Origin of the sequence: Amycolatopsis granulosa (genome assembly GCF_011758745.1) — a bacterium.
GTDB lineage: Bacteria > Actinomycetota > Actinomycetes > Mycobacteriales > Pseudonocardiaceae > Amycolatopsis_E > Amycolatopsis_E granulosa.
In genome coordinates, this window is record NZ_JAANOV010000001.1 from 5,450,274 (window position 1) to 5,472,686 (window position 22,413).

The following is a 22,413-nucleotide window of genomic DNA, read 5'->3' on the forward strand; positions in this document are numbered from 1 at the left end:
CTCCTTCCCGCATCCGGTCACCAGACCCTAAGGAGCGCGGCCGGGGCGCGTCTTCTCCAATCTTGCGGTGTGCCGCCGTCACCACCGGTTCCCCGGGCGGCCGGGCGGGTGACCGCGCCCGGGTGCCCGGGTGCGTCAGACCTTGCGCCAGTCGTCGTGGCCGAGGGCCGACGCGCCCTGCGGGCCCATGAGCAGCATGCCGCCGTCCACCACGTACGACGAGCCGGTCACGTAGCTCGCCGCGGGCGTGGTCAGGAACGCCACCACCGCGGCGACCTCCTGCGCGTGCCCGGTCCGTCCGAGCGGCACCCCCGGGCGCACCTGGTCGTGCGGGTTCACGTCCGTCTGGCCGGTCATCGGCGTGGAGATCTCGCCCGGCGCGACCGAATTGACCGTGATGCCGTACTCGGCCAGCTCCAGTGCGAGCACCTTCGTCAGCATGCCCAGCCCGGCCTTCGCCGCGCAGTAGGGCGCCGCGCCGACCTTCGGGGCGTGCTCGTGCACGCTCGTGATGTTCACGATCCGCCCGCCCCGGCCGGCTTCGATCATGTGCCGCGCCGCCCGCTGCGCGCACAGGAACGCGCCGTCGAGGTCCACGCTCAGCACGTGCCGCCAGGTGTCGAAGTCCATGTCCATCGCCCGCTGACCGGTGCCCGTGCCGGCGCAGTTCACCAGCACGTCCACGCCGCCGAGCGCCCCGGCCAGCTCGTCGATCGCCGCCGCGGCCGTGGGCAGGTCACCCAGGTCCAGGCGGCGCACCTCGGCGCGGGCGCCGGCCTCGCGGACCTGCTCCGCGGTCGACTCCGCGCCCGCGGAGTCGCGGTGCCAGGTGATGCCGACGTCCACCCCGCCGCCACCGAGCGCGACCGCGATCGCGCGTCCGATGCCGGAATCGGATCCGGTGACGATCGCGGTGCGCGGCCGTCCGCCCTGTTCTGCGGGGAGGGGAGCTGTCTGCGTCATGCCCCGGCACCTACCCGCCGCCCCGGCGGCCTAACCCACCGGACCCTCGACCAGGGTGGTGCTCGCGCTGTGCTGCTGACCCGCCTGGTCCAGCCAGGTGATGGTGACGTGGTCGCCCGGGTGCAGCGTGTCCATCACCGCGGTCAGATCCGTCGCCGACCCGACCGCACGGCCGTTCAGCTGGGTGACGACGTCGCCGGCGACGAGCCCGGCGTCGTCGGCCGGGCCGCCGGAGACGACCTGCTGCACCAGCGCGCCCGGGCCGCCGGCGTCGCTCACCGACACCCCGAGGAACGCCGACGCTCCGATGTGGACGGTGTCGGACGGGTGGGCCGTCTCGATCTGCCGTGCCAGGGTCAGCGCGTCGTCGATCGGGATGGCGAACCCGCTCACCCCCTCGGGCGCGCGTCCGGCGCGGCCGAACTGGTATCCGGTCGAGGCGGCGGTGTTCATCCCGATCACCCGGCCCTGCGCATCGGCCAGCGCGCCACCCGAATCGCCCGACTGGATGTTCGCGTCCACCTGGATCAGCCCGGTCAGCTGTTCCGAGCTGCCCGACGACTCGTCCGTCGCGGTGATCGACTGGTTCAGCGCCGTCACCTTGCCGGGGGAGACGCTCGGTGCGCCGCCGTCGCCGCCGGCGTTGCCCAGCCCCACCACCGGGTCGCCGACCGCCACCGGCGAGGAATCACCGGTGGTGACCGTGCCCAGCCCGGAGGCGTCCTGCAGCTGCAGCACCGCCACGTCCCGCGTCCGGCTGTAGCCGAGCACCTCGGCCCGGTAGCTGCGGCCGGTGTCCACGTCGGTCGCCTTGATGCTCGTGGCCCCCGCCACCACGTGGTTGTTGGTCAGCACCTTGCCGTCGGCGCTGAGCACCATCCCCGTTCCCGCGGCCTGCTGCCCGGAGTAGCCGAGCGTGGAGTAGACGTCGACCAGCCCGGGCGCGACCTTGTCGGTGACCGCCTGCACGTCGAGTGTGCTGCTGCTGGTCTGGCGGTTGTGCAGGGTGCGGTCCAGCGGAGCGGAGGTGCCCCCGGTCGGCAGCGCGTCGCGCCCCAGGTCCCACGCCACGAAACCCAGCGCGACCAGCACCACCAGGCCGAGCACGCTCAGCAGCGCCCGCGGTCCGCGCCGGCGCCGCCGGGGCGGCTGCGGCGGTGGTGGCGGCGGAGCCCAGGGATCGTGGTGCGGTGGGTAGTAGGTCATGGGTGCCTCTCCTCCGCCGTCCAGTGAACCCCTCCTCCCTGAGATTCGCCTGCGGCGCGACCGTGAAACACCTGAGAGGCCCGCGCGTTTGTGAAGTTGACCAAGGGGTACACCCGATCTGATGCGAAAGGGGACGGCCTGTGCGGGCCTCGCGCTCGCGGTCACGCTCACCGCCTGTTCTGCCGGCTCGGCGTCGAGCTACACGGACAGCGCGGTCGTCTCCGCGCAGGAGGGACTGGCCGCGGTCGGTACCCTGCACCGGATCGTCCAGGCCCACCAGCAGGGCCGCCTGTTCCCGACCTTCACCACCGCCGCGGTGGACGACGTGATGGCAACGGCCACCAAAGCACTGGACGATGTGGACAATCAGCAACCGTCCGCGCCCGGCACCCGGCAGGTCTACGACGAGTTGCACCCCCGCCTGCAGGACGCGGTGGCGCGGGCCACCGAAGCGCAGGAGGCCCTCCAGGCGGGTGATGCCGGCCGGATCGCCGCGGCCGACACCCAGCTGGTGCGGGTGACCGGCGAGCTGACCGCCTTCGTGAAGAGCCACCGATGAAGAAGGTGCTCGCCGTCACCCTGGGCATCCTCACCGCGATCGGCGGGTTCGTCGACATCGGCGACCTCGTCGCCAACGCCCAGTCCGGCGCCCGGTTCGGCATGCGGCAGGCCTGGGTCGTCGTCATCGGCGTGGTGGGTATCTGCGTGTTCGCCGAGATGTCCGGCCGGGTCGCCGCGGTCAGCCAGCGCCCGGTGTTCGACCTGGTGCGCGAGCGGCTCGGCCCGCGCACCGCGATGGCCAACCTCATCGGGTCCTACCTGGTCACCCTGCTGACCCTGACCGCCGAGGTCGGCGGTGTCGCGCTCACCATCCAGCTCGTCACCGGGCTGCCGCACCTGCTGTGGGTGCCGCTGGCCGCCATCGCCGTGTGGCTGGTGCTGTGGCGGGTGAAGTTCCAGCTGATGGAGCAGGTGTTCGGCGCGCTCGGGCTGGCGCTCGTGGTGTTCGTCGTCGCGCTGGTCGCGCTCGACCCGCCGTGGGGCGGCTTCGCGCACCAGGTCACGCACATCGGCCCGCCGCAGGGCGAGAACTGGGCCACGTGGGGCTACCTGGCGGTGTCGCTGTTCGCCTCGGCCCTGACGCCGTACGAGGTGTTCTTCTTCTCCTCCGGCGGCGTCGAGGAGAAGTGGACGGCGCGGGACCTGATGACCGAGCGCAGCAACACCTTGGTCGGGTTCCCGCTGGGCGGGGTGCTCGGCCTGGCGATCATGGGTTGTGCCGCCACCGTGTTCGAACCGGCCGGGATCCAGGTCAACCAGCTCAGCCAGACGGCGCTGCCGGTGGCGGTCGCGCTGGGCAAGTTCGGCCTGGCCGTGGTCATGCTCGGGTTCTTCGCCGCCACCTTCGGCGCCGCGCTGGAGACCGGTCTGTCCACCGGGTACACGATCGCGCAGTACTTCGGGTGGCAGTGGGGCAAGATGGTCCGCCCGCGCGAGGCGGCCCGCTTCCACACGGTGATCCTGGTCAGCATCCTGCTCGGCACCGCCGTGCTGCTGACCACCGTCGATCCGGTGCAGATCACCGAGCTGTCGCTGTTGTTCAGCGCGGTGGTGCTGCCGCTGACCTACCTGCCGATCCTGGTCGTCGCCAACGACCGGGACTACCTCGGCGAGAACGCCAACGGGCGGGTGCAGAACTTCCTCGGCGTCGCCTTCCTGGTGATCATCCTGGTCGCCGCGATCGCCGCGGTCCCGCTCATGATCGTCACGGGGATGGGGCAATCATGATCCTCGGCCGGCCGGACCCGCTGCGGGTCGAGTTCCACCTCCTGGACCGCCAGATCGTCGACGTCGACGGGCATCCGGTGGGCAAGGTCGACGACGTCGAGCTGACCCGCGACGACGACGGCACCTACCGGGTGACCGCGCTGCTGACCGGCCAGTACGTGCTGGGCCGGCGGGTCGGCGGACTGCTCGGCAGGGTGCTGTGCTGGCTGGGCGCCCGGCTCGGCGGCGGGCGGGTCGAGCCGGTGCGGATCGGCTTCGAGCACGTGCAGCGGGTGAGCAGCGACGTGACCCTGTCGCTGCGCGCGGAGGTGCTGGCCGAGCAGCCGTTGGAACGCTGGTTGCGCGACAAGTTCATCGCGCGGATCCCGGGGTCCGGTCATGCCGGCGGATGAGGTCGTGCGGGCCGGCCAGCTGCTCGGCCGCCGGGTCTACGACGCGCGGGGGCGGAAGCTGGGGAAGGTGACGGACCTGATCACCCGCCCCGACGCGGACGGGCAGGAACGGACCGTCGCGGTGCTGGTCAGCCACGGCCGGCGCGGGCGGCTGCTCGGGTACGAGCGGAGCAGCCAGCGCGGGCCGTGGCTGCTGGCGTGGCTGGCGAAGGTCGTGCACCGGGGGACGCGGGAAATACCGTGGTCCGAGGTGCACTGGTCGCCGTGACCGCGCGCGGGTCAGCCGAGCCGGACGTCGGAGCGGGTGCTGCCGCGCCCGACCCGGACCGCCTGCCGAACCGGTGCGTGGCTGGTGGCGACCACCGTGTAGGTGCCCGGTTCGAGGTCGTGGAAGGCGTAGCGGCCGTCGTCCTCCGCATGCGCCCTGCGGACCACGGTGCCCGCGTCGTCCAGCAGGCTCACCGTGATCCGCGGCCACGGCCGCGGCAGATCGCGCACGGTGACCGCACCCCGGACGGTCGCCGCGTCGGACAGCTCGACGTCCTGCCGCACCGTCGCATCGCTCACGGTGACCGCCACCGCGGCCGGCCGGTAGGCGGGTGCGTTGACGGCGAGCGTGTAACCCCCGGCCGGCAGCGCGCCGAAGGAGTATTCACCGCCCTGCCCGGACCGGGACGAGCCGACGACCTCGCCGCGGAAGTCGGCCAGCGTCACCGTCGCCCCCATGACCGGGACCCCGGTCGAGGCCGACCGGACCACGCCACCGAGCCCGGTCGCGTCCTCCAGCACCAGGTCGACGCCGGCGGGGGAGCCGCCGACCGTCACCGTCGCGGCCGCCGGCCGGTACGCCGGGGCCGAGGCGATCACCACGTACCGGCCGCGGCCCGGTGCGGGCAGCCGGTAGCCGCCGTCGCCACCGGTGGTGCCCCGCGCGATCTGCTGCCCACCGGAGTCCACCAGGGTGACGGCTGCGCCGGTCACCGGATCCTGCGTGGCCGAGCGCACCCAGCCGGTCACCTCGGCGCCGCGGCCCCGCGGCGGGATCGGCGTGCCGGTCATGACCGCGCCTGCTCGGGCCGTCCGGCGTGCAGGGCGTGCAGGGCGTGCAGGGCGTGCAGGTCGATGTCGACGGTCGCCGACTCGCCACCGGTGAGGTCCACCTGCCGCACCGCCGGTTCGAACAGGCTGGTCACCACGCTGTAGTCGCCGGGCGGGAGGCCGGTCACCTCGTAGCCGCCCAGCTCATCGCTCACCGCGGTCGCGGCGAGCTCGCCCGCGGCCGTGCTGACCTCGACCCGCGCGCCGGGAACCGGACGGCCGTCCGGGCCGGTGACCGTGCCGTGCAGCGTGCCGGCGGCCTGGACGAGCAGATCGGCCACGGCGGGCTCGGTGCCGGACACCACGACGGTGGCGGCCGCCGGCTGGTGCCCGTCCAGGTGCGCGGTCACCGTGACCTCCCCGGTCGGCAGGCCGGTGAGCTGGAACGTGCCGTCGGCGAGGGTGAGCGTCCGGCCGAGCACCTCCCCGTCACCGCCGGTGGCCACCACGGCGGTGTCCCCGGCGCCGGCGCCGCCGGGGGAGAGCCGCACGATGCCGGTGACCGTGCCGCCACCGGCGACCACGAAGTCACGCACCGCGCCCGACCCGGTCACGGTCACGGCGGCCGCCTCCGGCCGGAACCCGGGTGCGGTCACGATCAGGGTGTAGGTGCCCGGCCGCAGCCCGGACACCGCGTAGCCGCCGTCGGCGCCGGCCCGGGTGCGTCCCGCCTGCCTGCCGTCCGGGCCCGTCACCGTCACCACCCCGCCGCCCGGCGCGCTGCCGCCGGCGGTGCGCAGGCGGCCGGTGATCCGGCCCGGCCCGGCCGCCCCGGTTTCGTGGCCGGTCACGTCGACGACCTCCCCCGCGGCGGCGGCCAGCTCGGACCCGGCGGTCTCGTGCGGCTGCCCCGGCGCGGCCTTCCGTGACCGCCCGGTGAACCAGGACGCGAGCGCGGCCACCACCGACGCGATGATCGCGAACCAGAACGCCGCGGTCAGGCCGTCGGAGAACGGGCCGGAGATCAGCTGCGGGAAGAAGCTGCGCCCGGTGAGGTATGCGGCCTGGTCGGGCGGCAGGGTGGGCAGCACACCGCCGAGGAGCTGTTCGATCGGGTTGTAGCCGAGGAAGGCGGCGAACAGCACGCCGACCGGCGGCAGCACCGCGATCTGGTTCGCGGCCGCGGTGGGCACGCCGTGCGCGGTCAGGCCCTGCGCCATCGCCGAGGGCAGGTGGTCGGCGAGCCCGGCGATCATCAGGCTGAAGAAGAAGCCGATCGACAGCACCATCGCCGAGTTCTGGAACGTGGCGGTCATGCCGGCGCCGGCGCCGCGCGCGTTGTTCGGCAGGCTGTTCATCACCTCGGCCCGGTTGGGTGAGGTGAACAGGCCCATGCCGAGCCCGTTGAGCAGCAGGATCGCGGCGAAACCCCAGTAGTTGAAGTTCACCGGCAGGACCTCGAGCAGGATGAAGCTGACCGCCGTGAGGAGCATGCCGCCGGTGGACAGCAGCCGCCCGCCGATGCGGTCGGAGACGATGCCGGACACCGGCGCGGCGATCAGGAAGCCGATCGTCAGCGGCAGCATGTAGATGCCCGCCCACAACGGGGTCTGCTCGAAGCTGTACCCGTGCTGCGGCAGCCAGATGCCCTGCAGCCAGATGATCAGCACGAACTGCAGGCCACCGCGGCCGAGCGAGGCGAGCAGGTTCGCCAGGTTGCCGAAGGTGAACGCGCGGATCTTGAACAGCCCCAGGTTGAACAGCGGGTTCGCGACCCGCGTCTCGATGAGGCAGAAGATCACCAGCACCACGACGCCGCCGATGAGGCAGGACAGCACGAACGGGCTCGTCCAGCCCATGGTGTGCCCGCCGTAGGGCTGGATGCCGTAGGTGATGCCGACGAGCACGGCGATGAGGCCGACCGCGAAGGTCAGGTTCCCCCACCAGTCCATCCGGGCGCGGTGCCGCTCGCTGGTGTCCTTCAGCTTCAGGTAGGCCCAGATGGTGCCGAACACGCCGAACGGCACGGACACGAGGAAGACCAGCCGCCACTCGACCGGGCCGAGCAGCCCGCCGATCACCAGGCCGAGGAACGAGCCCGCGATGGCGGCGACGCCGTTGATGCCCAGCGCCATGCCGCGCTGGTGCTTGGGGAAGGCGTCGGTGAGGATCGCGCTGGAGTTCGCCATCAGGAACGCGCCCCCGATGCCCTGCACGATCCGCCAGGCGATCATCCAGATCGCCGCGGCGCCCCCGCTCATCCAGGTGACCGCCAGGAAGATCGACGACACCGCGAACACGGCGAAGCCCAGGTTGTACATCCGGACCCGGCCGTACATGTCGCCCAGGCGCCCGAACCCGACCACCAGCACCGCGGTGACGACGAGGAAGCCCATCATCATCCACAGCAGGTAGCTGGTGTTCGACGGTTCGAGCGGGTTGATGTCGATGCCGCGGAAGATGTCGGGCAGGGCGATCAGCACGATCGAGGAGTTGATCGTGGCCATCAGCATGCCCAGCGTGGTGTTGGACAGCGCGATCCACTTGTAGTGCGGACCGAGCGCCGGGGGCCGGTGCCGGGGGGTACCCGCTTGCGTCTGCGGGGCAGACTGCACTTCCATCACTCCAACCAGGGGAAGTCCGTCGCCAGTGACCGATCCGGAAAGTTAGTTGACCTATGCTAACTGATTTTCCGCGGATCGAGTGAGAGCGCGCGCGGAGTTCGGTCCCGTGATCCCGGTCGCATCGCGCGGATGGCACTGGCGCAATCCGGAAAAATCTGGCGCAACCGGCGAACACGCCGCCAGAACCGGCCAACACGCCGCCGCAGCCGTTCGCGCGCGGGGGTGGCGTGTTTGCCTGTCCGGCGGGGGCGCCGGGTGGGTGGGGCTCAGGAGCGGGTGCGGGCGAGCAGGATGTCCCGGGTCAGTTCGAGCTGCCCGTGGTGCTGGGCGAGTTCCTCGAGGACGTGCGCCAGGGCGGCGCCCTGCCGCTGCCCGATCGGGGTGCCGGCGTACCGGGCCGGGACGTCGCCGCGCGGCGGGGCGGCGAAGTCGGCGGCCGCGAGGTCCCGCCGCAGCTGGTCCTTGGCCTGCGCGACCCGGTCGAGCAGGGGCGCGACCGGTCCCGAGGAGGTGAACTCGGCCTCGCGATCCCGGTCCACGGTGCGTCCCGCGGCGACGTGACCGGCCCAGGCGGCCATCACCCCGAGGCAGTGGGTGACGATCGCGTACGGCGAGTTGGCGCCGGGCAGGTCCGGCCGGGTGTTGGCGAGCTCGTCGCCGAGCGCGGCGAGGATCGCCGTCATGCCGTCGAGCGCGCGGTCGGTGAAGTACAGGAAGGTCTCCTCGTCCAGCATGATCGTCATTGTCCGGGAAGCGCCGCGCGCACGGCGACCGGAGGCGGACCGTGTCGGCCGCCGCCGACGGGTTCCGGCGCTACCGTCCGGACATGAGCTTCGCCGCCCTGCACCGCACCGGAAACCCCCTGCTGCTGCCCAATGCCTGGGACCACGCCTCCGCCGCCGTCCTGGTCACCGACGGGTACCCGGCCATCGGCACCACCAGTCTGGGGGTTGCGGCCGCGGCCGGTCTTCCCGACGGAACCGGGGCGACCCGCGCCGGGACGATCACGCTGGCCCGGCGCCTGACGCGACTGCCGTGCCTCGTCAGCGTCGACATCGAGGGCGGGTTCTCGGCGGACCCCGCCGAGGTCGCGGCGCTCGGCGCCGAACTGGCGGCGCTCGGCGCCGCCGGGGTGAACATCGAGGACGGCCGGGACAACGGCCGCCTCGCCGATCCCATCCACCAGCAGGAGCTGATCGCCGCGCTCAAGGCCGCGGCGCCCGGCCTGTTCGTCAACGCCCGCACCGACACGCACTGGCTCGGCACCGGGGAGGACCCCATCCCGCGCGTGCGGGCCTACCAGGAGGCCGGCGCGGACGGGGTGTTCGTGCCGGGCCTGACCACGGAGGCCGAGATCGCCGCCGTGGTCGGCGCGGTGGAGGTCCCGGTGAACATCCTCTTCACCGCGGGCGGTCCGGGCATCGAGCGGCTCCGGCGCCTCGGCGTGCGCCGGGTCAGCCTCGGTTCCCTGCTGTTCCGGGCGGCCTTGGCGGCGGTGCGCCGGACCGCCCGCGCGGTGGCGGACGGCACCGGGATCCCGCCCGTGCCGTCCTACGCCGAGGTGCAGGCCCTCAGCTCGCCCGGAACAGCCGCCGCACCACCACGGCCAGGATCAGCAGCAGGGCCGCGGTGAACCCGAGCAGCGCCACCCGCAGGTCGAGGATCTGCGTGGCCACGCCGAGCGCGAGGACCGGCACCGCGAGCCCGGCGTAGGCGGCGAGGAACAGCCCCGCCAGGGCCTCACCGCGGCTCTCCCGCGAGGCCACGCCGAGCACCACTCCGACACTGCCCTTGAAGCCCGCGCCCGCCCCGGCCCCGGCGAGCACCGCGCCGACCAGGAACAGCGCGAGGCTCGGCAGCCAGACCGCCACCGTCACCAGCACCAGCCCCACCGTCAGCAGGGTGAGCCCGATGGCGAGCAGCCGGCGCAGCGCCGTGCGCGCCAGCACGATCTGCGCCACCGCGGCGGCGCCGAACACGGCGAACACGCTCACCCCGGCCAGGGCGTGCGAGTGCTGGTGCAGGGTGTTCGCCAGGAACCCGGGTGCGAGCGAGGTGAACAACCCGAAGACCGCGAACTCCGCGAGCGCGGCCGCCCCCGCCGCCAGGTAGCGCGCCCGCGCGTGCGGCGGCACGGACACGCGCTGCGGGCGGTAGCGCACCCGGGTGGCGGTGACCGTTTCCGGGGACAGCGCCACCGCGAGCGCGCCGAGCAGCATCAGCACCTGGAACACCAGGTAGGGCACGTGCAGCGGGTCCGGGACGTATTCGGCCAGCAGCCCGGCCACGAGTGGCCCGAGTCCGATGCCGCCGAGGTTGGCGGCCGTCGCGACCACGTCGGCCCGGGTGCGGGAGGCGCTCGGCCGCGCGGCGAGGTGCAGCTCGGTCAGGTGCGCGGTGGCGGTGGCGGTGAGCATGCCGATGCTGATGCCGGACAGCACCCGCGCCGCGAGCAGCGCGGGCACCGACGTCCAGATCAGGAACACCACCCCGGCCGCCACGTTGATCAGCACCGCGGGCACCAGCACCCGGCGGCGGCCCACCCAGTCGGACACGTGCCCGGCCAGGAACAGGCTCGCGATCACGCCGAACGCGTAGGCGGCGAACACGAGGGTGACCGTGAACGGGCCGAAGTGATCTTTCTCCTGGTAGAGCACGTACAGCGGGGCCGGGGCGGCGGAAAACCCCATGGTCACGGCGAAGGTGTAGGCGACGAACCAGAATCCGGCGCCGTGCCGGCGGGTCGCAGCGGAGCGAGCGGACTGAGTGGTCACGATCCGAGGATGCGCCGCCCAGGCGATCGCGTCCAACGAATGTTTTCGCTCGTAGCCATCTCGGTGTTAGATAGCTGGGTGGAACTGCGACAGCTGGCGTACTTCGTCGCGGTCGCCGAGGAGCTGAGCTTCACGCGCGCGGCGCGGCGGCTGCGGGTGGTGCAGTCGGCGGTGTCGACCGCCGTCCGCGCCCTGGAGCGCGAAATCGGTGCCGCGTTGTTCGACCGGGACAGCCGGCGCGTCGCCCTGACGGCCGCGGGGGCGGCGATGCTGCCGGAGGCGCGCGCCGCCCTCGCCGCGGCGCGCGCGGCGGCGCAGGCCGCCGCCGGAGCCGGCGGTGAGGTCCGGGGCGTGGTCACGATGGGCACGATCCTGTCGACCGGCCGGGTGGACGTGCCCCGCCTGCTCGGCCGGTTCTCGCGCCGCCACCCGCGGGCCGCGGTGCGGTTGCAGTACTCGCCGTCCGGCTCCGCCGGGCACGTCCGTGCGGTGCTGGACGGCAGCATGGACCTGGCGCTGGCGTCCCTGCCGGGCCGGGTGCCCGCCGGTCTGGCGCAGGAGGTCGTCGCGGAGGAGAGCCTCGTGCTGCTGGCTGCGCCGGACCACCCGGTGGCGGGGCGGGCGGCGGTGCCGCTCGCCGATCTCGCCGATGAGTCCTTTGTGGACTTCCCGGTGGGCTGGGGGAACCGGACGGTCGTGGACCGCGCGTTCACGGAAGCCGGGCTGACCCGGCAGGTGGCGCTGGAGGTGTCCGACTACGACACGGCCCGGGCCCTCATCGCCCAGGGTCTGGGAGTGGGTTTCGTGCCGGAAGGTGCGGCGGGGCGGATGGCGGAGGTGGTGGCGGTGGCGCCGGCCGAACCCCTGCGGTGGTCGGTGTCGGTGGTGCACTCGGCGGTCCGGCCGCTGTCGCCCGCGGCGGCGGCCCTGCTGCGGGAGGTCCACGCCGAGCTGGAGCCCTGAGCCATGTTCCGCGACGGCGTGGCCGGGGCGCCGTGTTCCGGTCTAGTGCGCGGCTTCCAGGTTGCCGGCCATCGCGGCCAGCGTGCGGACGGTGTCGGCGTACTGCTGGTCCGTCAGCCCCTCGAGCGTGCGGGCACGGAAGCGCTGCACGTGCTCGGCGATCTCGGTGTGCGCGGCGCGGCCGGCTGCGGTCAGCGCGCCGTCCGGCGTGGTCCAGCCCCGGGCAACCAGGTCGGCGCGGGCTTGCCCGGCGCCTTCGAACACCTCCAGCACGTCGGCGCCGTAGCGCGGGGCGTTCAGCGCCTGCCAGTGCCGCCGGGTCAGGCCGTGGCCGGCGAGCAGCTCGTCGAGGCCGGTCTCCAGCAGGGTGTGCAGGCGCCGGAGCCAGAATCCGATCGGACGGTCGAGAGGGTCCACCACAACTCCCATGTAAAGTTACATGTACTTGTCGTTGACCATAGATGAGGGCGGACATGGACCGCAACAGCGAATCGATCGCCCGGGCACTCGCTGCCCTGCGCCGCGCGCAGTCGCGCCGCGCACTGAGCCGGCTGGCGCGCGAACGGGGCCGCCGCGGCCCGGTACCGGACGCGGTGTACGAGTTGCTGGACGTGGTCGCGGCGGCCGGGCGGCCGCCGACCGTCACCGAGGTGGCGGCGGCGCTGGGCACCGACCAGCCCCGCGCGAGCCGCCTGACCGCGCAGGCCCTGGACGCGGGACTGGTGCACCGGCGCGCCGATCAGATGGACGGGCGCCGCTCACTGCTGGAACCCACCGCCGAGGGCAGGCGGGCTCTGGCGGAGATCCAGGGGTTCCGGGCCCGGGTGGTGGCCGAGGTGACGGCCGGGTGGGACCCCGCGGACCGCGCGGCACTGGCGGAGCTGCTCGCCCGGTTCACCGAGGACTTCACCGCACTGGTGCGCTGACCGCGCCGGTCAGGCGGCGCGCGCGTGCCGCGCCCGGAGCGCGCGGAGCCCGGCCTCGGTGGCCACGACGGGCACGTCCCCGGCGCCGGAGCCGTGGGTGGCGTCGATCAGGCCGCGCCAGGTGAGCCGGTCGAGCGCCTCGCACTCCCACGGTGGCACCCGGCCCGCGGCGGCGCCGTCCGCGTCCGCCCACATGTAGCAGGTGGGGGCACCCCACAGTCCGTTGTGGAACAGGATGAGCCCGGCGGCCACGTCCGCCAGTGCCTGTCGGTCTTGCGCGGTCATACCACCCAGGGTGCCCGGGGGCGGGGCGGGCACACCTCCGCCGAAACACCGAGACGGGTACGTAAGTCCGCCCCGCCGCGTGACCCGGCACACGCCGGGCGCGGCCTACCGCCGGCTGGCCCGCACGAACTGCTCCCGCGGGTGCTGCTGCTCACCGGTCGCCACGACCTGGCGCCGGAACGGCAGCGAGATCAGCCAGTCCGCCGCGATCCGCGTCTTGCGGTGTGCCGTCGGCATGGTCATCAGGTGGTAGGCGCGGTGCAGCGCCCACGCCGGCCAGCCACGCAGCTTCACGCCGTAGATCTGCGCGACTCCCTGGTACAGCCCCAGGCTCGCGACCGACCCGGCGTAGGAGTGCCGGTAGCCCTCCAGCGGCCCGCCGCGCAGCGTCGCCACGATGTTGCGCGCCAGCACCACCGCCTGGCGCGACGCGTGCTGCGCCGACGGCGCGCACACCGCGCCCGGTTCCTTGCTGGTCACGTCCGGCACCGCGGCGGCGTCCCCGGCCGAGAACACGCCCGGGGCGCCGTCCAACTCCAGCGTGGTCGCGCAGCAGACCCGGCCCTTCGGGTTCAGCGGCAGGTCGGTGTCCGCCAGCATCGGGCTCGGCTTGACACCCGCGGTCCACACGATCGTGTCCGCGTCGAACTCCGTGTCGTCGCCCAGCACCACATGGCAGTCCACACAGGACTTGAGCGTGGTGCCGAGGTGGATCTCGAACCCGCGCCCGCTCAGCACGTCCAGGGTGTAGCCCGCCAGCGACGAGCTCACCTCGGGCATGATCCGGTCGGCGGCCTCGACCAGCACCCACCGCAGCTCCGAGCGGTCGATGGCGTAGTACTTGAGCGCGTGGCGGGCCATGTCCTCCAGTTCCGCCATCGCCTCGATACCCGCGTAACCACCGCCGACGAACACGAACGTGAGCAGCTTGCGCCGCAGCTCCCGATCCACCGTGCTCGCGGCGACGTCGAGCCGGGACAGCACGTGGTTGCGCAGGTAGACCGCTTCCTCCAGGGTCTTGAACCCGATGCCGTGCTCGGCCAGCCCGGGAATGGGCAGTGTCTTGGACACCGAACCGGGCGCGACCACCAGGATGTCGTAGCCGATCCGCTCGACGTGCCCGTCGGCGACGCGCAGGGTGACCGACCTCGCCGTCGTGTCCACGCCGGTCGCCTCCGCCGCCATCACCGTGCAGCCGGGCAGCACCTCCCGCAGCGGTACGACGACGTGCCGCGGCTCAACGGATCCGGCCGCGGCTTCGGCCAGGAACGGCTGGTACGTCATGTACGAGCGCGGGTCGATCACGGTCAGGTCGGCTTCGGCCGGGGCGAGCCGCTTGCGCAGCTGCCGGGCCGTCGTGGCGCCGACGTAACCGCCCCCGATGATCACGATCCGGGCCGGGTCACCCACGCAGCGCCTCCTCGTCGGTTTCGTAGTCCACTTCCAGGCGCTGCTCGGCCACGTCGCCCGGGTCGGCCTCGGACGGCAGCTCCGCCGCCGGCCGCGTGCGCTTCCGCGGGTCCGCGGTCTGCCGCTGCTCCAGCGCGTCGGCGACGGGCGCTTCGGGGTCGGGCGGCAGCGGAGCGTCGTGCTCCAGCGCCTCGCGCACGGACTCCTCGTCGGGCTCGGTCACCGTCGATCACCCTCCTCGTGGTTCGCGGGCAGTTCGGCGAGGGCCTGGGCGACGCCGGCGACCACGTCCGGGTGGCCCAGCGGCAGCGGCGCCGGGACCCGGTCGTCGGCGCCCCCGGTGCTGTGCGCGACCACGCGCACCGGCACCCCGGACTCGGCCAGGTCGTTGATCCGCTCCCGGTTGTCCGCCTCCCAGCCCCGGTCCGCGGCCTCGCCGTCACCGGGCGGCACGAACTGGTCGGCGGCCGGGTCGACGAGCAGCAGCGAGCGGACCCGGTCCCGGTGCTGCTCGGCCAGCCGCAGCGCGCCGTCGGCGAACGGGCCGCTGGCCACGACGTGCACCGTTTCGCCGGGTGGGTCGGACAGGATGTCGTCCGCCTGGGTCAGTCCGCCCTCGGCCGGCAGCCGGCACCACACCACCTGCCACTCGTCCGTCTTGTCCCGCCAGGTCGCCGGCAGCCCCTCGTGCTTGGCCAGACCGGTCGGGTCGAGTACCAGCACGGTCGGGCCGTCCGGGGTACCTTCGGTTACGGCGGCCGGGCCCTCGGCACGCACCGGGTCCGGGGAGTAGTTCATGACCGCTCCTTTCTCCGGTCCCCGGCTACCCCGGGTACCGCCGCCCTACACGGATCACGTGCGGACAGGGGATGGACATGCGGGAGCACTTGCAGGAGGTCGCCGGCTTCAACGTCCCGGTCACGTCGGCCGAGGACACCGAACTGGTCGCCGCGCAGCGGCGGCGCGCGGTGCGCGCGGTCGCGTCCGCGGCGGAGAACGCCGAGGACTGCGCGCTGCTGCTGGACGCGCTGGGCCTCAAGCCCGCCGAGGGGATGGCGCCGGTCCCGGCGCAGCGGCACGGCTGATCGGGTGTGACGCTGGTCACGGTCGGCGCCGCGTGGGGAACGGTGCGGCCGTGCTCGCGTTGGCCGTGGCAGGACCCGATCACCGCGGAGGACTTCCATGGCCCTGGCTGACATCGAGCTGCGCACGCTCGGCGGCGAACCGGCGACCCTGGGCGGGCTGGGCCGCACGGCCCTGCTCGTCGTGAACGTCGCCTCCCGATGCGGTCTGACGCCGCAGTACGCCGCGCTGGAGCGGCTGCAGGAACGCTACGGCGACCGCGGGTTCTCCGTCGTGGGCTTCCCCTGCAACCAGTTCGCCGGTCAGGAGCCGGGCACCGCCGAGGAGATCGCCACGTTCTGCTCGGCGACCTACGGGGTGACGTTCCCGCTGTTCGACAAGATCGAGGTGAACGGACCCGGCCGGCACCCGCTCTACGCCGAGCTCGTGCGGGCCCGGGACGCCGCGGGGGAGAGCGGCGACGTGCAGTGGAACTTCGAGAAGTTCCTGGTCGGCCCGGACGGCGCGGTGGTGGCGCGGTTCCGGCCGCGCACCGATCCGGAGGCGCCGGAGGTCATCGAGGCGATCGAGTCGGTCCTGGCCGCCTGAGTCGATCAAACCTTTGATGGGCCGGGCGCCTGAGCTGCGCCACGGGGAGCGCTAGAACCGGCGCTTCGCGTCCAGCGCGGCCGAGCTCGTGGTGAGCTTTTCCAGCAGTCCGATGAGGATGGTCTGCTCCGGCTTGGTGAGCGCGTTCGCCCACGCCTGCTCGCGCTGGTTGTGGGCCTCGTAAGCGCTGGTGATCGCCTCGTGCCCGGCCTCGGTGAGGTCCAGCAGCACCGCGCGCCGGTCGTGCTCGGCCTGCCGGCGGGACACCAGTCCGTCTCGTTCCAGGGTGTTGACCAGGGCGGACACCGCCGCGCGGCTCATGCCGGACAGCTGCGCGACGCGCTTGGCCTCCATCGGCCCGGCCAGCCAGAGCACGAACAGCACCCGGAACCCGCCCCAGCTCCAGCCGCGCGGCCGGTGCACCGTGGACTCCCAGTCGTAGACGAGCGCGCTGGTCAGGCGGTGCAGGGTGAGGCCGAGCCGCATCGCCGTGGCATCGACCGCGGGCAGCTCGGCGGTCGTCTTCGCGATCGCGTAGTCCACGAACGTCAGGTAGTCCAGCTCGTCGGGGGCAGCCGGTTCCGCGGTCATGCGCCCCAGGCTAGGCGCTCGCGCCCGCACCCTCGACCGGCGGCCGCGGTTCGGACGTACCCTTCCCTTGCGGGGTGACCCGCGTTACGCTGTCGTCCACCAATTAGTCAAAGCTTTGATCAAAGGAGGTGCGGGGTGGCCCAGAAGGCGTTCGCCTCGTCCGGCGACGTGGCGGAGAAGCAGCAGACCCTGGAGGTCCTCGACGACGGCGTCTACGCGCTCACCGCCGAGGGCGACCCGAACGTCGGCGCCATCGAGGGTGAGGACTTCCTGGTCTGCTTCGAGGCACTCGCCACCCCGGTCGCCGCCCGGGAGTGGCTTGCGAAGCTGCGTGAGCACACCGACAAGCCGGTCCGGTACCTCGTGCTGTCGCACTACCACGCCGTGCGCGTGCTGGGCGCGTCCGCGTTCGACGCCGAGGTGATCGTCGCGCACGAGAACACCCGCGCCCTGGTCGCCGAGCGCGGCAAGGAGGACTGGGAGAGCGAATTCGGCCGCATGCCACGGCTGGCCAAGGGCGCGGAGTCGGTGCCCGGCCTGACCTGGCCCACGCTGACCTTCTCCGACCGGCTCACGATCGACCTCGGCGGCGACCGCGGTGACCTGGTCCTGCAGTACTGCGGCCGCGGCCACACCGAGGGCGACATCGTGGCGTGGCTGCCGCGGCAGCGCATCCTGTTCGCCGGTGACCTGGTCGAGGCCGAGGCCGCGCTCTACACCGGGGACGCCTTCCACCGCGACTGGGCCTCGTCCACTTTGGACCGGGTCAAGGCGTTCGGGGCCGAGGCGCTGATCGGTGGCCGCGGCGCGGTCAGCCGGGGCCGGGACGCCGTCGACGCCGCGGTCGAGCAGACCCGCAACTTCCTCGACGTGATGATCCGCGAGGTCGGGGCGGTGCAGCGGGCCGGCGGCACGCTCAAGGAGGCGTTCGAGCGCACCCACGCCGCGCTGGCGCCCCAGTACGGGCACTGGCCGATCTTCGAGCACTGCCTGCCCTTCGACGTCTCCCGCCTGTGGGACGAGCTGTCCGGCATCGAGCGCCCGGTCATCTGGACGGCGCAGCGGGACCGCGAGGTCTGGGACCAGCTGCAGGGCTGAGCGATGACCACGACGACGGACCCCTCGACCGGGCATCACAGGGTGGCGGTCATCGGCAACGGCCCGGTCGGCCAGACCACCGCGCTGCTGCTCGCCCGGTGGGGCGTGCCGGTGGTGCTGCTCGACGGGCGTGCCGCGCGCGACCTGGTCGGCTCGAAGGCGATCTGCCAGCAGCGCGACGTGCTCGACGTGTGGGAGGCGGTCGGCGCCGGGCGCCGGATCGCCGACGAGGGCGTCACCTGGACCACCGCGCGGACCTTCCACCGCGACCACGAACTGTTCGCCTACAGCATGGCCGACCCGGGCCGCTCGGCGTTCCCGCCGTTCGTCAACATCTCCCAGGCCCGCACCGAGGAGATCCTGGACGAGCGGATCGCCGCCGAGCCCCTGGTGGACGTGCGCTGGGGCCACCGGGTGACCGGCATCGACCAGGACGAGCACGGCGTGACCCTGTCCGTCGCGGGGCGGCCGGCCGTGCGCGCCGACTACGTCGTGGCCTGCGCCGGGGCGCGGGGCGAGGAGATCCGCCGGATGCTCGGCGTCGGTTTCGGCGGGCACTCCTTCGACGACCGGTTCCTCATCTGCGACATCCGGGCCGATCTGCCCGGCTGGGCGCGGGAACGGCGGTTCTACTTCGACCCGGAGTGGAACCCGGGCCGCCAGGTGCTGATCCACCCGTGCCCCGGCTCGACGTTCCGCATCGACTGGCAGGTGCCCGGCGACTACGACCTCGCCGCGGAGGAGGCCGGCGGCGCGCTGGACGCGCGCATCCGCGCGATCATCGGCGATCAGCCGTACGAGATCGTGTGGAAGTCGGTGTACCGGTTCCACTCCCGGGTGGCCGACCGGATGCGGGTGGGGCGCGTGCTGCTCGCCGGGGACTGCGCGCACCTGGTGTCGCCGTTCGGTGCGCGCGGCCTCAACTCCGGGGTCGGCGACGCCGAGAACGCGGCGTGGAAACTCGCGTTCGTGCTGCACGGCTGGGCCGGCGCGGAGCTGCTGGAGTCCTACCACGACGAACGGCACGCGGCGGCGCTGGAGAACCTCGCGGTCACCACGGCCACGATGGACTTCCTGGTGCCGCAGACCGAGGAGCAGCACCGGCGGCGGCGCGAGGTGCTCCACGCCGCGGCCACCGATCCGGCGGTGCGGGCGCAGGTGGACTCCGGTCGGCTCGCCGAGCCGTTCTGGTACGTCGATTCCCCGCTGACCACCCCCGACGAGTCGCGGCCGTTCGGCGGGCGCCCGCCCCGCGGCGAGGTGCCGCCGGCCGGTCCGGGGATCCTGGTGCCGGACGTCCCGGTGTCGGTGACCGGTTCGTCCTGCGGTCGCTTCCGGGAGCTGGCCCGCGACGGCGTGCTGCTGCTGGCCACCGACGGCGCGGACGCCGAGCCGCCGCCGGAGATCGCCGCGCCGGTGCGTGTGCTGCGCCTGGGCGAGATCGACGTGACCGGTGTGCTCGCCGAAGCGCTCGGCGCGCGGCCCGGGGAGGTGTGGGTGATCCGGCCGGACGCCCACGTCGCGGCGGTCGTCACCGACGCGGCCGCCGTGGCGGCGGCGGTGCACCGCGCCCTCGGGCAGCCTGCCGTCGACCGTGTCCTGCCGGGCGCCGGTACGTGAGGGGGAAGCCATGAGCGGGATCGCCGTCACCGGGGCCACCGGGCAGCTCGGCTCCCGGGTCGCCACGCTGCTGGCCGAACGGGGCGTCCCGCACCGGCTGTGCGTGCGCGACCCGGCCCGGGCGCCACGGGCCCGGGAAGCCGAAGTGGTGGCGGCGGACTACGCCGACCCCGCCGGGTTCCGCGCCGCGCTCACCGGCATCTCGACGCTGCTGCTGGTGTCCGGGCACGAAGGCCCCGAACGGATGGACCTGCACCGCAACGCCGTCCGGGCCGCCGCCGAGGCCGGGGTCGACCGCGTCGTCTACACCTCGTTCCTCGGCGCGGCCCCGCGCGCGACGTTCACCTTCGCCCGGGAGCACGCCGAGACCGAGCGGCTGATCCGGGAGCACGGGCTCCGGCTCACGGCGCTGCGGAACACGCTCTACGCCGATGTCGCGCCGCACTTCGCCGGCCCCGACGGGGTGCTGCGCGGCCCGGCCGCCGACGGGCGGCTGGCGTGGGTCGCCCGCCAGGACGTCGCGCGCCTGGCCGTGGCGTGCCTGCTCGACGACGGGCACGCGAACCAGGTCTACGACGTGACCGGCCCGGAGGCGATCGACCTGCACGAGACCGCGGCGCTGCTGAGCGAGGTCACCGGCCGGGACATCACCTACCACGCCGAGACCGAGGAGGAGGCGCGCGCGTCGCGGGCGGGTGCGCAGCCCTGGCAGATCGACGGCTGGGTCGGCTCCTACCTGGCGGTCGCGACCGGTGAGGTGGCCGTCACCAGCCACACCGTCGAGCACGTGACAGGCCGCCGCCCGTGGACGTTCGCGGAGTTCCTGGCCGCGGAACCGCAGGCGTGGGCACACCTGGTGTGACCCCGGCGGCTGCACCGCGCCGAGCGGGGCAACTATCATCGAAACCCGGAAAGAGCACCCCGAGAGGCACCGCCCATGGCGTCGGACAGACCGGCATCACCCTCGGTCGACCGCACGCTGACCGTGCTGGAGACCCTGGTCACGGCAGGTGAGGGCGTCACCCTCACCGCGCTGGCACGCGCGAGCGGGATCCCGCTGGCCACCTGCGCCTCCATCGTCTACACCCTGGAGAGCCGGGGCTACGCCCGCCGCCGCGTCGTCGGGCGCAGCCACTTCTGGCGCGCCACCACCCGCTTGTGCGAGCTCGCCGAACCATTGGCCGGCGAGGCGCGGCCGGCGCGGTCCCGATGATCGTCGCGGTCGAGCTGGCGGCGCTGGTCGCCGTGGTCCTGATCGTCACCGGCATCGCGCAGCGGCGGGGCTGGTCGCCGCCGCTGTGCCTGGTCGCGACGGGCGTCGCCGCCTCGTTCGTCCCGGGCGTGCCCGACTACCACCTCGATCCGGAGGTCGTGCTGGTCGGGCTGCTGCCGCCGCTGCTGTACGCGACCGCGATCCGCACCCCGCTCTACGACTTCCGCGCCAACCGGGCGCCGATCGCGGCGCTGTCGGTCGGTCTGGTCGTGTTCACCACGCTCGTCGTCGGGTGGGTCGTGTGGCTCATCGTGCCCGGCATCCCGCCGGCCGCCGGGTTCGCGCTCGGCGCGGTGGTCGCGCCGCCGGACGCCGTGGCCGCGACCGCGGTCGCCCGCCGCGTCGGCATGCCGCGGCGGGTCGTGCGCATCCTGGAGGGCGAAAGCCTGCTCAACGACGCGGCGGCGCTGGTCGCGCTGCGCACCGCCATCGCCGCGATCGCCGGTGCGGTGAGCATCGCCGAGGTCGGCGGCGACTTCCTGCTCGCCGCGGGCGGGGGAGTCGCGGTCGGCGCGGTGATCGGCTGGGGCGCGAGCGTGCTGCGCCGCCGCCTGACCGACCCGGTGCTGGACACCGCCTGGTCGTTCGTCATCCCGTTCCTGGCCTACCTGCCGGCCGAGGCAGTGCACGGTTCCGGCGTGCTGGCGGTCGTGGTGGCCGGGCTCATCGTCGGGCACCAGATGCCGAAGCTGCTGTCCGGCCCGTCCCGGCTGGCCAGCAGGCTGAACTGGCGCACCATCCAGTTCCTGCTGGAGAACGTGGTCTTCCTGCTGATCGGGCTGCAGGTGCGGCGCATCGTGGAGGAGGTCGGCGCCGCGCGGCTGTCGGCGTGGACGCTCACACTGATCTGCGCCGGCGTGCTCGCCGCGACGATCCTCGCCCGGATCGTGTGGGTCCTCGGGTACGGGCTGGTCACCCGGATGCGGCCGGGCGGCCGCACGCCGTGGTCCTACTTCGCGGTGATCTCCTGGGCGGGCATGCGCGGCGTGGTCACGCTCGCGGCCGCGTTCGTCCTCCCGGACGGCACGCCGCAGCGGGCGGTGCTGGTACTGGCGGCGTTCGTCGTGGTGGCCGGCACGCTGCTGCTGCACGGCACCACCCTGCCCGGCCTGGTGCGCCGGCTGCGCCTGCCGCCGCCCAACCCGGCCGAGGACGCGTTGCAGGAGGCGGCGCTGCTGCACGACATGACGTCGGCGGGCCTGACGCGGCTGGAGGAGATCCGCCGCCCGCAGGACCCGGTCGAGGTCATCGACCGGTTGCGGGACAAACAGGCCTACCGGTCGGACTCGGCGTGGGAGAACCTCGGCCGCCTCAGCGACGTGGAGGAGACGCCCAGCGACGCGTACCGTCGGTTGCGCGCCGAGATGCTGGACGCGGAGCGGCAGGTATTGCTCACCGCACGCGCCCGCGGCACCGCCGACGACGAGGTGCTGCGGCGGGTGATGGACGGGCTGGACATCGAGGAGTCGCTGCTGGAGCGACCCGAGGAGGAGCCGGGCATGGAACGTGAGCTGGACACCCCCGCGGCCACGGCGGGCAGTTGTGACCACCTGGAGCGGGCCGGCTCGCCGGACGCCGACGGCGCGGGGTGCATCGACTGCCTGCGCGAGGGCACGACGTGGGTGCACCTGCGGTTGTGCCTGGAGTGCGGGCACGTGGGCTGCTGCGACTCCTCGCCGCGCAAGCACGCCACCCAGCACTTCCACGACACCCGCCACCCGGTGATCCGCAGTTTCGAGCCCGGCGAGAACTGGCGCTGGTGCTTCGTCGACGGGATCATCGGCTGAGCCC

Annotated in this window: 26 protein-coding genes; 14 read left to right on the plus strand and 12 right to left on the minus strand. The window is 73.5% G+C overall.

All coding sequences use genetic code 11. The annotated features are described in order from the left end of the window. Positions 1 to 135: 135 nt before the first annotated feature. On the minus strand, positions 136 to 963 hold the full coding sequence (locus FHX45_RS26840) for an SDR family oxidoreductase (RefSeq protein ID WP_167107695.1): 828 nt from the start codon (positions 961 to 963) through the stop codon (positions 136 to 138). 30 nt (positions 964 to 993) lie between these two features. Beyond that, positions 994 to 2,169 (minus strand): S1C family serine protease, encoded by a 1,176-nt coding sequence (locus FHX45_RS26845; protein WP_167107698.1) that lies wholly within the window; start codon positions 2,167 to 2,169, stop codon positions 994 to 996. Positions 2,170 to 2,290: 121 nt separating this feature from the next. Here FHX45_RS26845 and FHX45_RS26850 point away from each other — a divergent pair, with 121 nt between their 5' ends. From FHX45_RS26850 to FHX45_RS26865, 4 genes are read left to right on the plus strand one after another with little or no spacing between them, the layout of a single operon-like run. Further along, positions 2,291 to 2,728: a hypothetical protein gene (locus FHX45_RS26850; RefSeq protein WP_167107701.1), complete on the plus strand. Its 438-nt coding sequence runs from the start codon at positions 2,291 to 2,293 to the stop codon at positions 2,726 to 2,728. Beyond that, complete coding sequence (locus FHX45_RS26855) at positions 2,725 to 3,957, plus strand: NRAMP family divalent metal transporter (RefSeq protein ID WP_167107704.1); 1,233 nt, start codon at positions 2,725 to 2,727, stop codon at positions 3,955 to 3,957. The genes FHX45_RS26850 and FHX45_RS26855 overlap by 4 nt, the downstream gene beginning before the upstream one ends. Continuing rightward, a complete protein-coding gene (locus FHX45_RS26860; RefSeq protein WP_167107707.1) occupies positions 3,954 to 4,349 on the plus strand; it encodes a hypothetical protein in 396 nt (131 codons plus the stop codon). Before FHX45_RS26855 ends, FHX45_RS26860 begins: the two co-directional genes overlap by 4 nt. Continuing rightward, positions 4,336 to 4,617, plus strand: a complete 282-nt coding sequence (locus FHX45_RS26865; protein WP_167107710.1) for a PRC-barrel domain-containing protein — start codon at positions 4,336 to 4,338, stop codon at positions 4,615 to 4,617. The genes FHX45_RS26860 and FHX45_RS26865 overlap by 14 nt, the downstream gene beginning before the upstream one ends. Before the next feature lie 11 nt (positions 4,618 to 4,628). On the opposite strand, the gene FHX45_RS26870 is transcribed toward FHX45_RS26865, so the two are convergent. The 3 genes from FHX45_RS26870 to FHX45_RS26880 form a co-directional block, all read right to left on the minus strand. Next, positions 4,629 to 5,408 (minus strand): MSCRAMM family protein, encoded by a 780-nt coding sequence (locus tag FHX45_RS26870; RefSeq protein WP_167107713.1) that lies wholly within the window; start codon positions 5,406 to 5,408, stop codon positions 4,629 to 4,631. Further along, positions 5,405 to 8,008, minus strand: a complete 2,604-nt coding sequence (locus FHX45_RS26875) for an MFS transporter (RefSeq protein ID WP_167107716.1) — start codon at positions 8,006 to 8,008, stop codon at positions 5,405 to 5,407. The genes FHX45_RS26870 and FHX45_RS26875 overlap by 4 nt, the downstream gene beginning before the upstream one ends. A gap of 269 nt (positions 8,009 to 8,277) precedes the next feature. After that, complete coding sequence (locus FHX45_RS26880) at positions 8,278 to 8,745, minus strand: mycothiol transferase (RefSeq protein WP_167107719.1); 468 nt, start codon at positions 8,743 to 8,745, stop codon at positions 8,278 to 8,280. 92 nt (positions 8,746 to 8,837) lie between these two features. Here FHX45_RS26880 and FHX45_RS26885 point away from each other — a divergent pair, with 92 nt between their 5' ends. Then, positions 8,838 to 9,644 carry an isocitrate lyase/PEP mutase family protein gene (locus tag FHX45_RS26885; RefSeq protein WP_167107722.1) on the plus strand — a complete coding sequence of 269 codons (807 nt, stop codon included), beginning with the start codon at positions 8,838 to 8,840 and terminating at the stop codon, positions 9,642 to 9,644. Here the strand turns inward: FHX45_RS26885 and FHX45_RS26890 are convergent. After that, positions 9,583 to 10,785, minus strand: a complete 1,203-nt coding sequence (locus tag FHX45_RS26890) for an MFS transporter (protein ID WP_341771624.1) — start codon at positions 10,783 to 10,785, stop codon at positions 9,583 to 9,585. The genes FHX45_RS26885 and FHX45_RS26890 overlap by 62 nt on opposite strands. A 78-nt stretch (positions 10,786 to 10,863) precedes the next feature. Between FHX45_RS26890 and FHX45_RS26895 the strand changes: the two genes are divergently transcribed. Continuing rightward, positions 10,864 to 11,748: a LysR family transcriptional regulator gene (locus FHX45_RS26895; RefSeq protein ID WP_341771625.1), complete on the plus strand. Its 885-nt coding sequence runs from the start codon at positions 10,864 to 10,866 to the stop codon at positions 11,746 to 11,748. Positions 11,749 to 11,790: 42 nt separating this feature from the next. Here the strand turns inward: FHX45_RS26895 and FHX45_RS26900 are convergent, their stop codons facing one another. Further along, the gene (locus FHX45_RS26900; protein WP_167107728.1) at positions 11,791 to 12,165 is read right to left on the minus strand and encodes a hypothetical protein; all 375 of its coding nucleotides are present in this window, start codon (positions 12,163 to 12,165) and stop codon (positions 11,791 to 11,793) included. Between the two features lie 56 nt (positions 12,166 to 12,221). On the opposite strand from FHX45_RS26900, the gene FHX45_RS26905 reads away from it, so the two are divergent. Then, on the plus strand, positions 12,222 to 12,674 hold the full coding sequence (locus FHX45_RS26905) for a MarR family winged helix-turn-helix transcriptional regulator (protein WP_167107730.1): 453 nt from the start codon (positions 12,222 to 12,224) through the stop codon (positions 12,672 to 12,674). Between the two features lie 9 nt (positions 12,675 to 12,683). On the opposite strand, the gene FHX45_RS26910 is transcribed toward FHX45_RS26905, so the two are convergent. The 4 genes from FHX45_RS26910 to FHX45_RS26925 form a co-directional block, all read right to left on the minus strand. Next, on the minus strand, positions 12,684 to 12,959 hold the full coding sequence (locus FHX45_RS26910) for a hypothetical protein (RefSeq protein ID WP_167107733.1): 276 nt from the start codon (positions 12,957 to 12,959) through the stop codon (positions 12,684 to 12,686). A gap of 105 nt (positions 12,960 to 13,064) precedes the next feature. After that, positions 13,065 to 14,369: an FAD-dependent oxidoreductase gene (locus FHX45_RS26915; RefSeq protein ID WP_167107736.1), complete on the minus strand. Its 1,305-nt coding sequence runs from the start codon at positions 14,367 to 14,369 to the stop codon at positions 13,065 to 13,067. Further along, positions 14,362 to 14,592: a hypothetical protein gene (locus FHX45_RS26920; protein ID WP_167107739.1), complete on the minus strand. Its 231-nt coding sequence runs from the start codon at positions 14,590 to 14,592 to the stop codon at positions 14,362 to 14,364. The genes FHX45_RS26915 and FHX45_RS26920 overlap by 8 nt, the downstream gene beginning before the upstream one ends. Further along, positions 14,589 to 15,167 (minus strand): alpha/beta fold hydrolase, encoded by a 579-nt coding sequence (locus FHX45_RS26925; RefSeq protein WP_167107742.1) that lies wholly within the window; start codon positions 15,165 to 15,167, stop codon positions 14,589 to 14,591. Before FHX45_RS26925 ends, FHX45_RS26920 begins: the two co-directional genes overlap by 4 nt. 71 nt (positions 15,168 to 15,238) lie before the next feature. Between FHX45_RS26925 and FHX45_RS26930 the strand changes: the two genes are divergently transcribed. Both FHX45_RS26930 and FHX45_RS26935 read left to right on the plus strand, forming a co-directional pair. Beyond that, positions 15,239 to 15,454, plus strand: coding sequence for a hypothetical protein (locus FHX45_RS26930; RefSeq protein ID WP_167107745.1), 216 nt, complete (start codon positions 15,239 to 15,241; stop codon positions 15,452 to 15,454). Positions 15,455 to 15,551: 97 nt separating this feature from the next. Next, the gene (locus tag FHX45_RS26935) at positions 15,552 to 16,040 is read left to right on the plus strand and encodes a glutathione peroxidase (protein WP_167107748.1); all 489 of its coding nucleotides are present in this window, start codon (positions 15,552 to 15,554) and stop codon (positions 16,038 to 16,040) included. A 51-nt stretch (positions 16,041 to 16,091) separates the two neighbouring features. Here the strand turns inward: FHX45_RS26935 and FHX45_RS26940 are convergent, their stop codons facing one another. Next, positions 16,092 to 16,631: a MarR family winged helix-turn-helix transcriptional regulator gene (locus tag FHX45_RS26940; protein WP_167107751.1), complete on the minus strand. Its 540-nt coding sequence runs from the start codon at positions 16,629 to 16,631 to the stop codon at positions 16,092 to 16,094. Positions 16,632 to 16,766: 135 nt separating this feature from the next. Here FHX45_RS26940 and FHX45_RS26945 point away from each other — a divergent pair, with 135 nt between their 5' ends. The 5 genes from FHX45_RS26945 to FHX45_RS26965 all read left to right on the plus strand — a co-directional run bounded on the left by FHX45_RS26945 (position 16,767) and on the right by FHX45_RS26965 (position 22,409). Next, on the plus strand, positions 16,767 to 17,729 hold the full coding sequence (locus tag FHX45_RS26945) for an MBL fold metallo-hydrolase (RefSeq protein WP_167107754.1): 963 nt from the start codon (positions 16,767 to 16,769) through the stop codon (positions 17,727 to 17,729). Between the two features lie 3 nt (positions 17,730 to 17,732). Next, positions 17,733 to 19,349: an FAD-dependent monooxygenase gene (locus FHX45_RS26950; protein ID WP_167107757.1), complete on the plus strand. Its 1,617-nt coding sequence runs from the start codon at positions 17,733 to 17,735 to the stop codon at positions 19,347 to 19,349. Between the two features lie 10 nt (positions 19,350 to 19,359). Next, complete coding sequence (locus tag FHX45_RS26955; RefSeq protein ID WP_167107760.1) at positions 19,360 to 20,211, plus strand: SDR family oxidoreductase; 852 nt, start codon at positions 19,360 to 19,362, stop codon at positions 20,209 to 20,211. 75 nt (positions 20,212 to 20,286) lie between these two features. After that, a complete protein-coding gene (locus FHX45_RS26960; protein WP_167107763.1) occupies positions 20,287 to 20,562 on the plus strand; it encodes a helix-turn-helix domain-containing protein in 276 nt (91 codons plus the stop codon). Then, entirely contained in the window at positions 20,559 to 22,409 is a 1,851-nt protein-coding gene (locus tag FHX45_RS26965) for a Na+/H+ antiporter (RefSeq protein WP_167107766.1), read from the plus strand. Before FHX45_RS26960 ends, FHX45_RS26965 begins: the two co-directional genes overlap by 4 nt. The last annotated feature ends 4 nt before the right edge of the window (positions 22,410 to 22,413 follow it).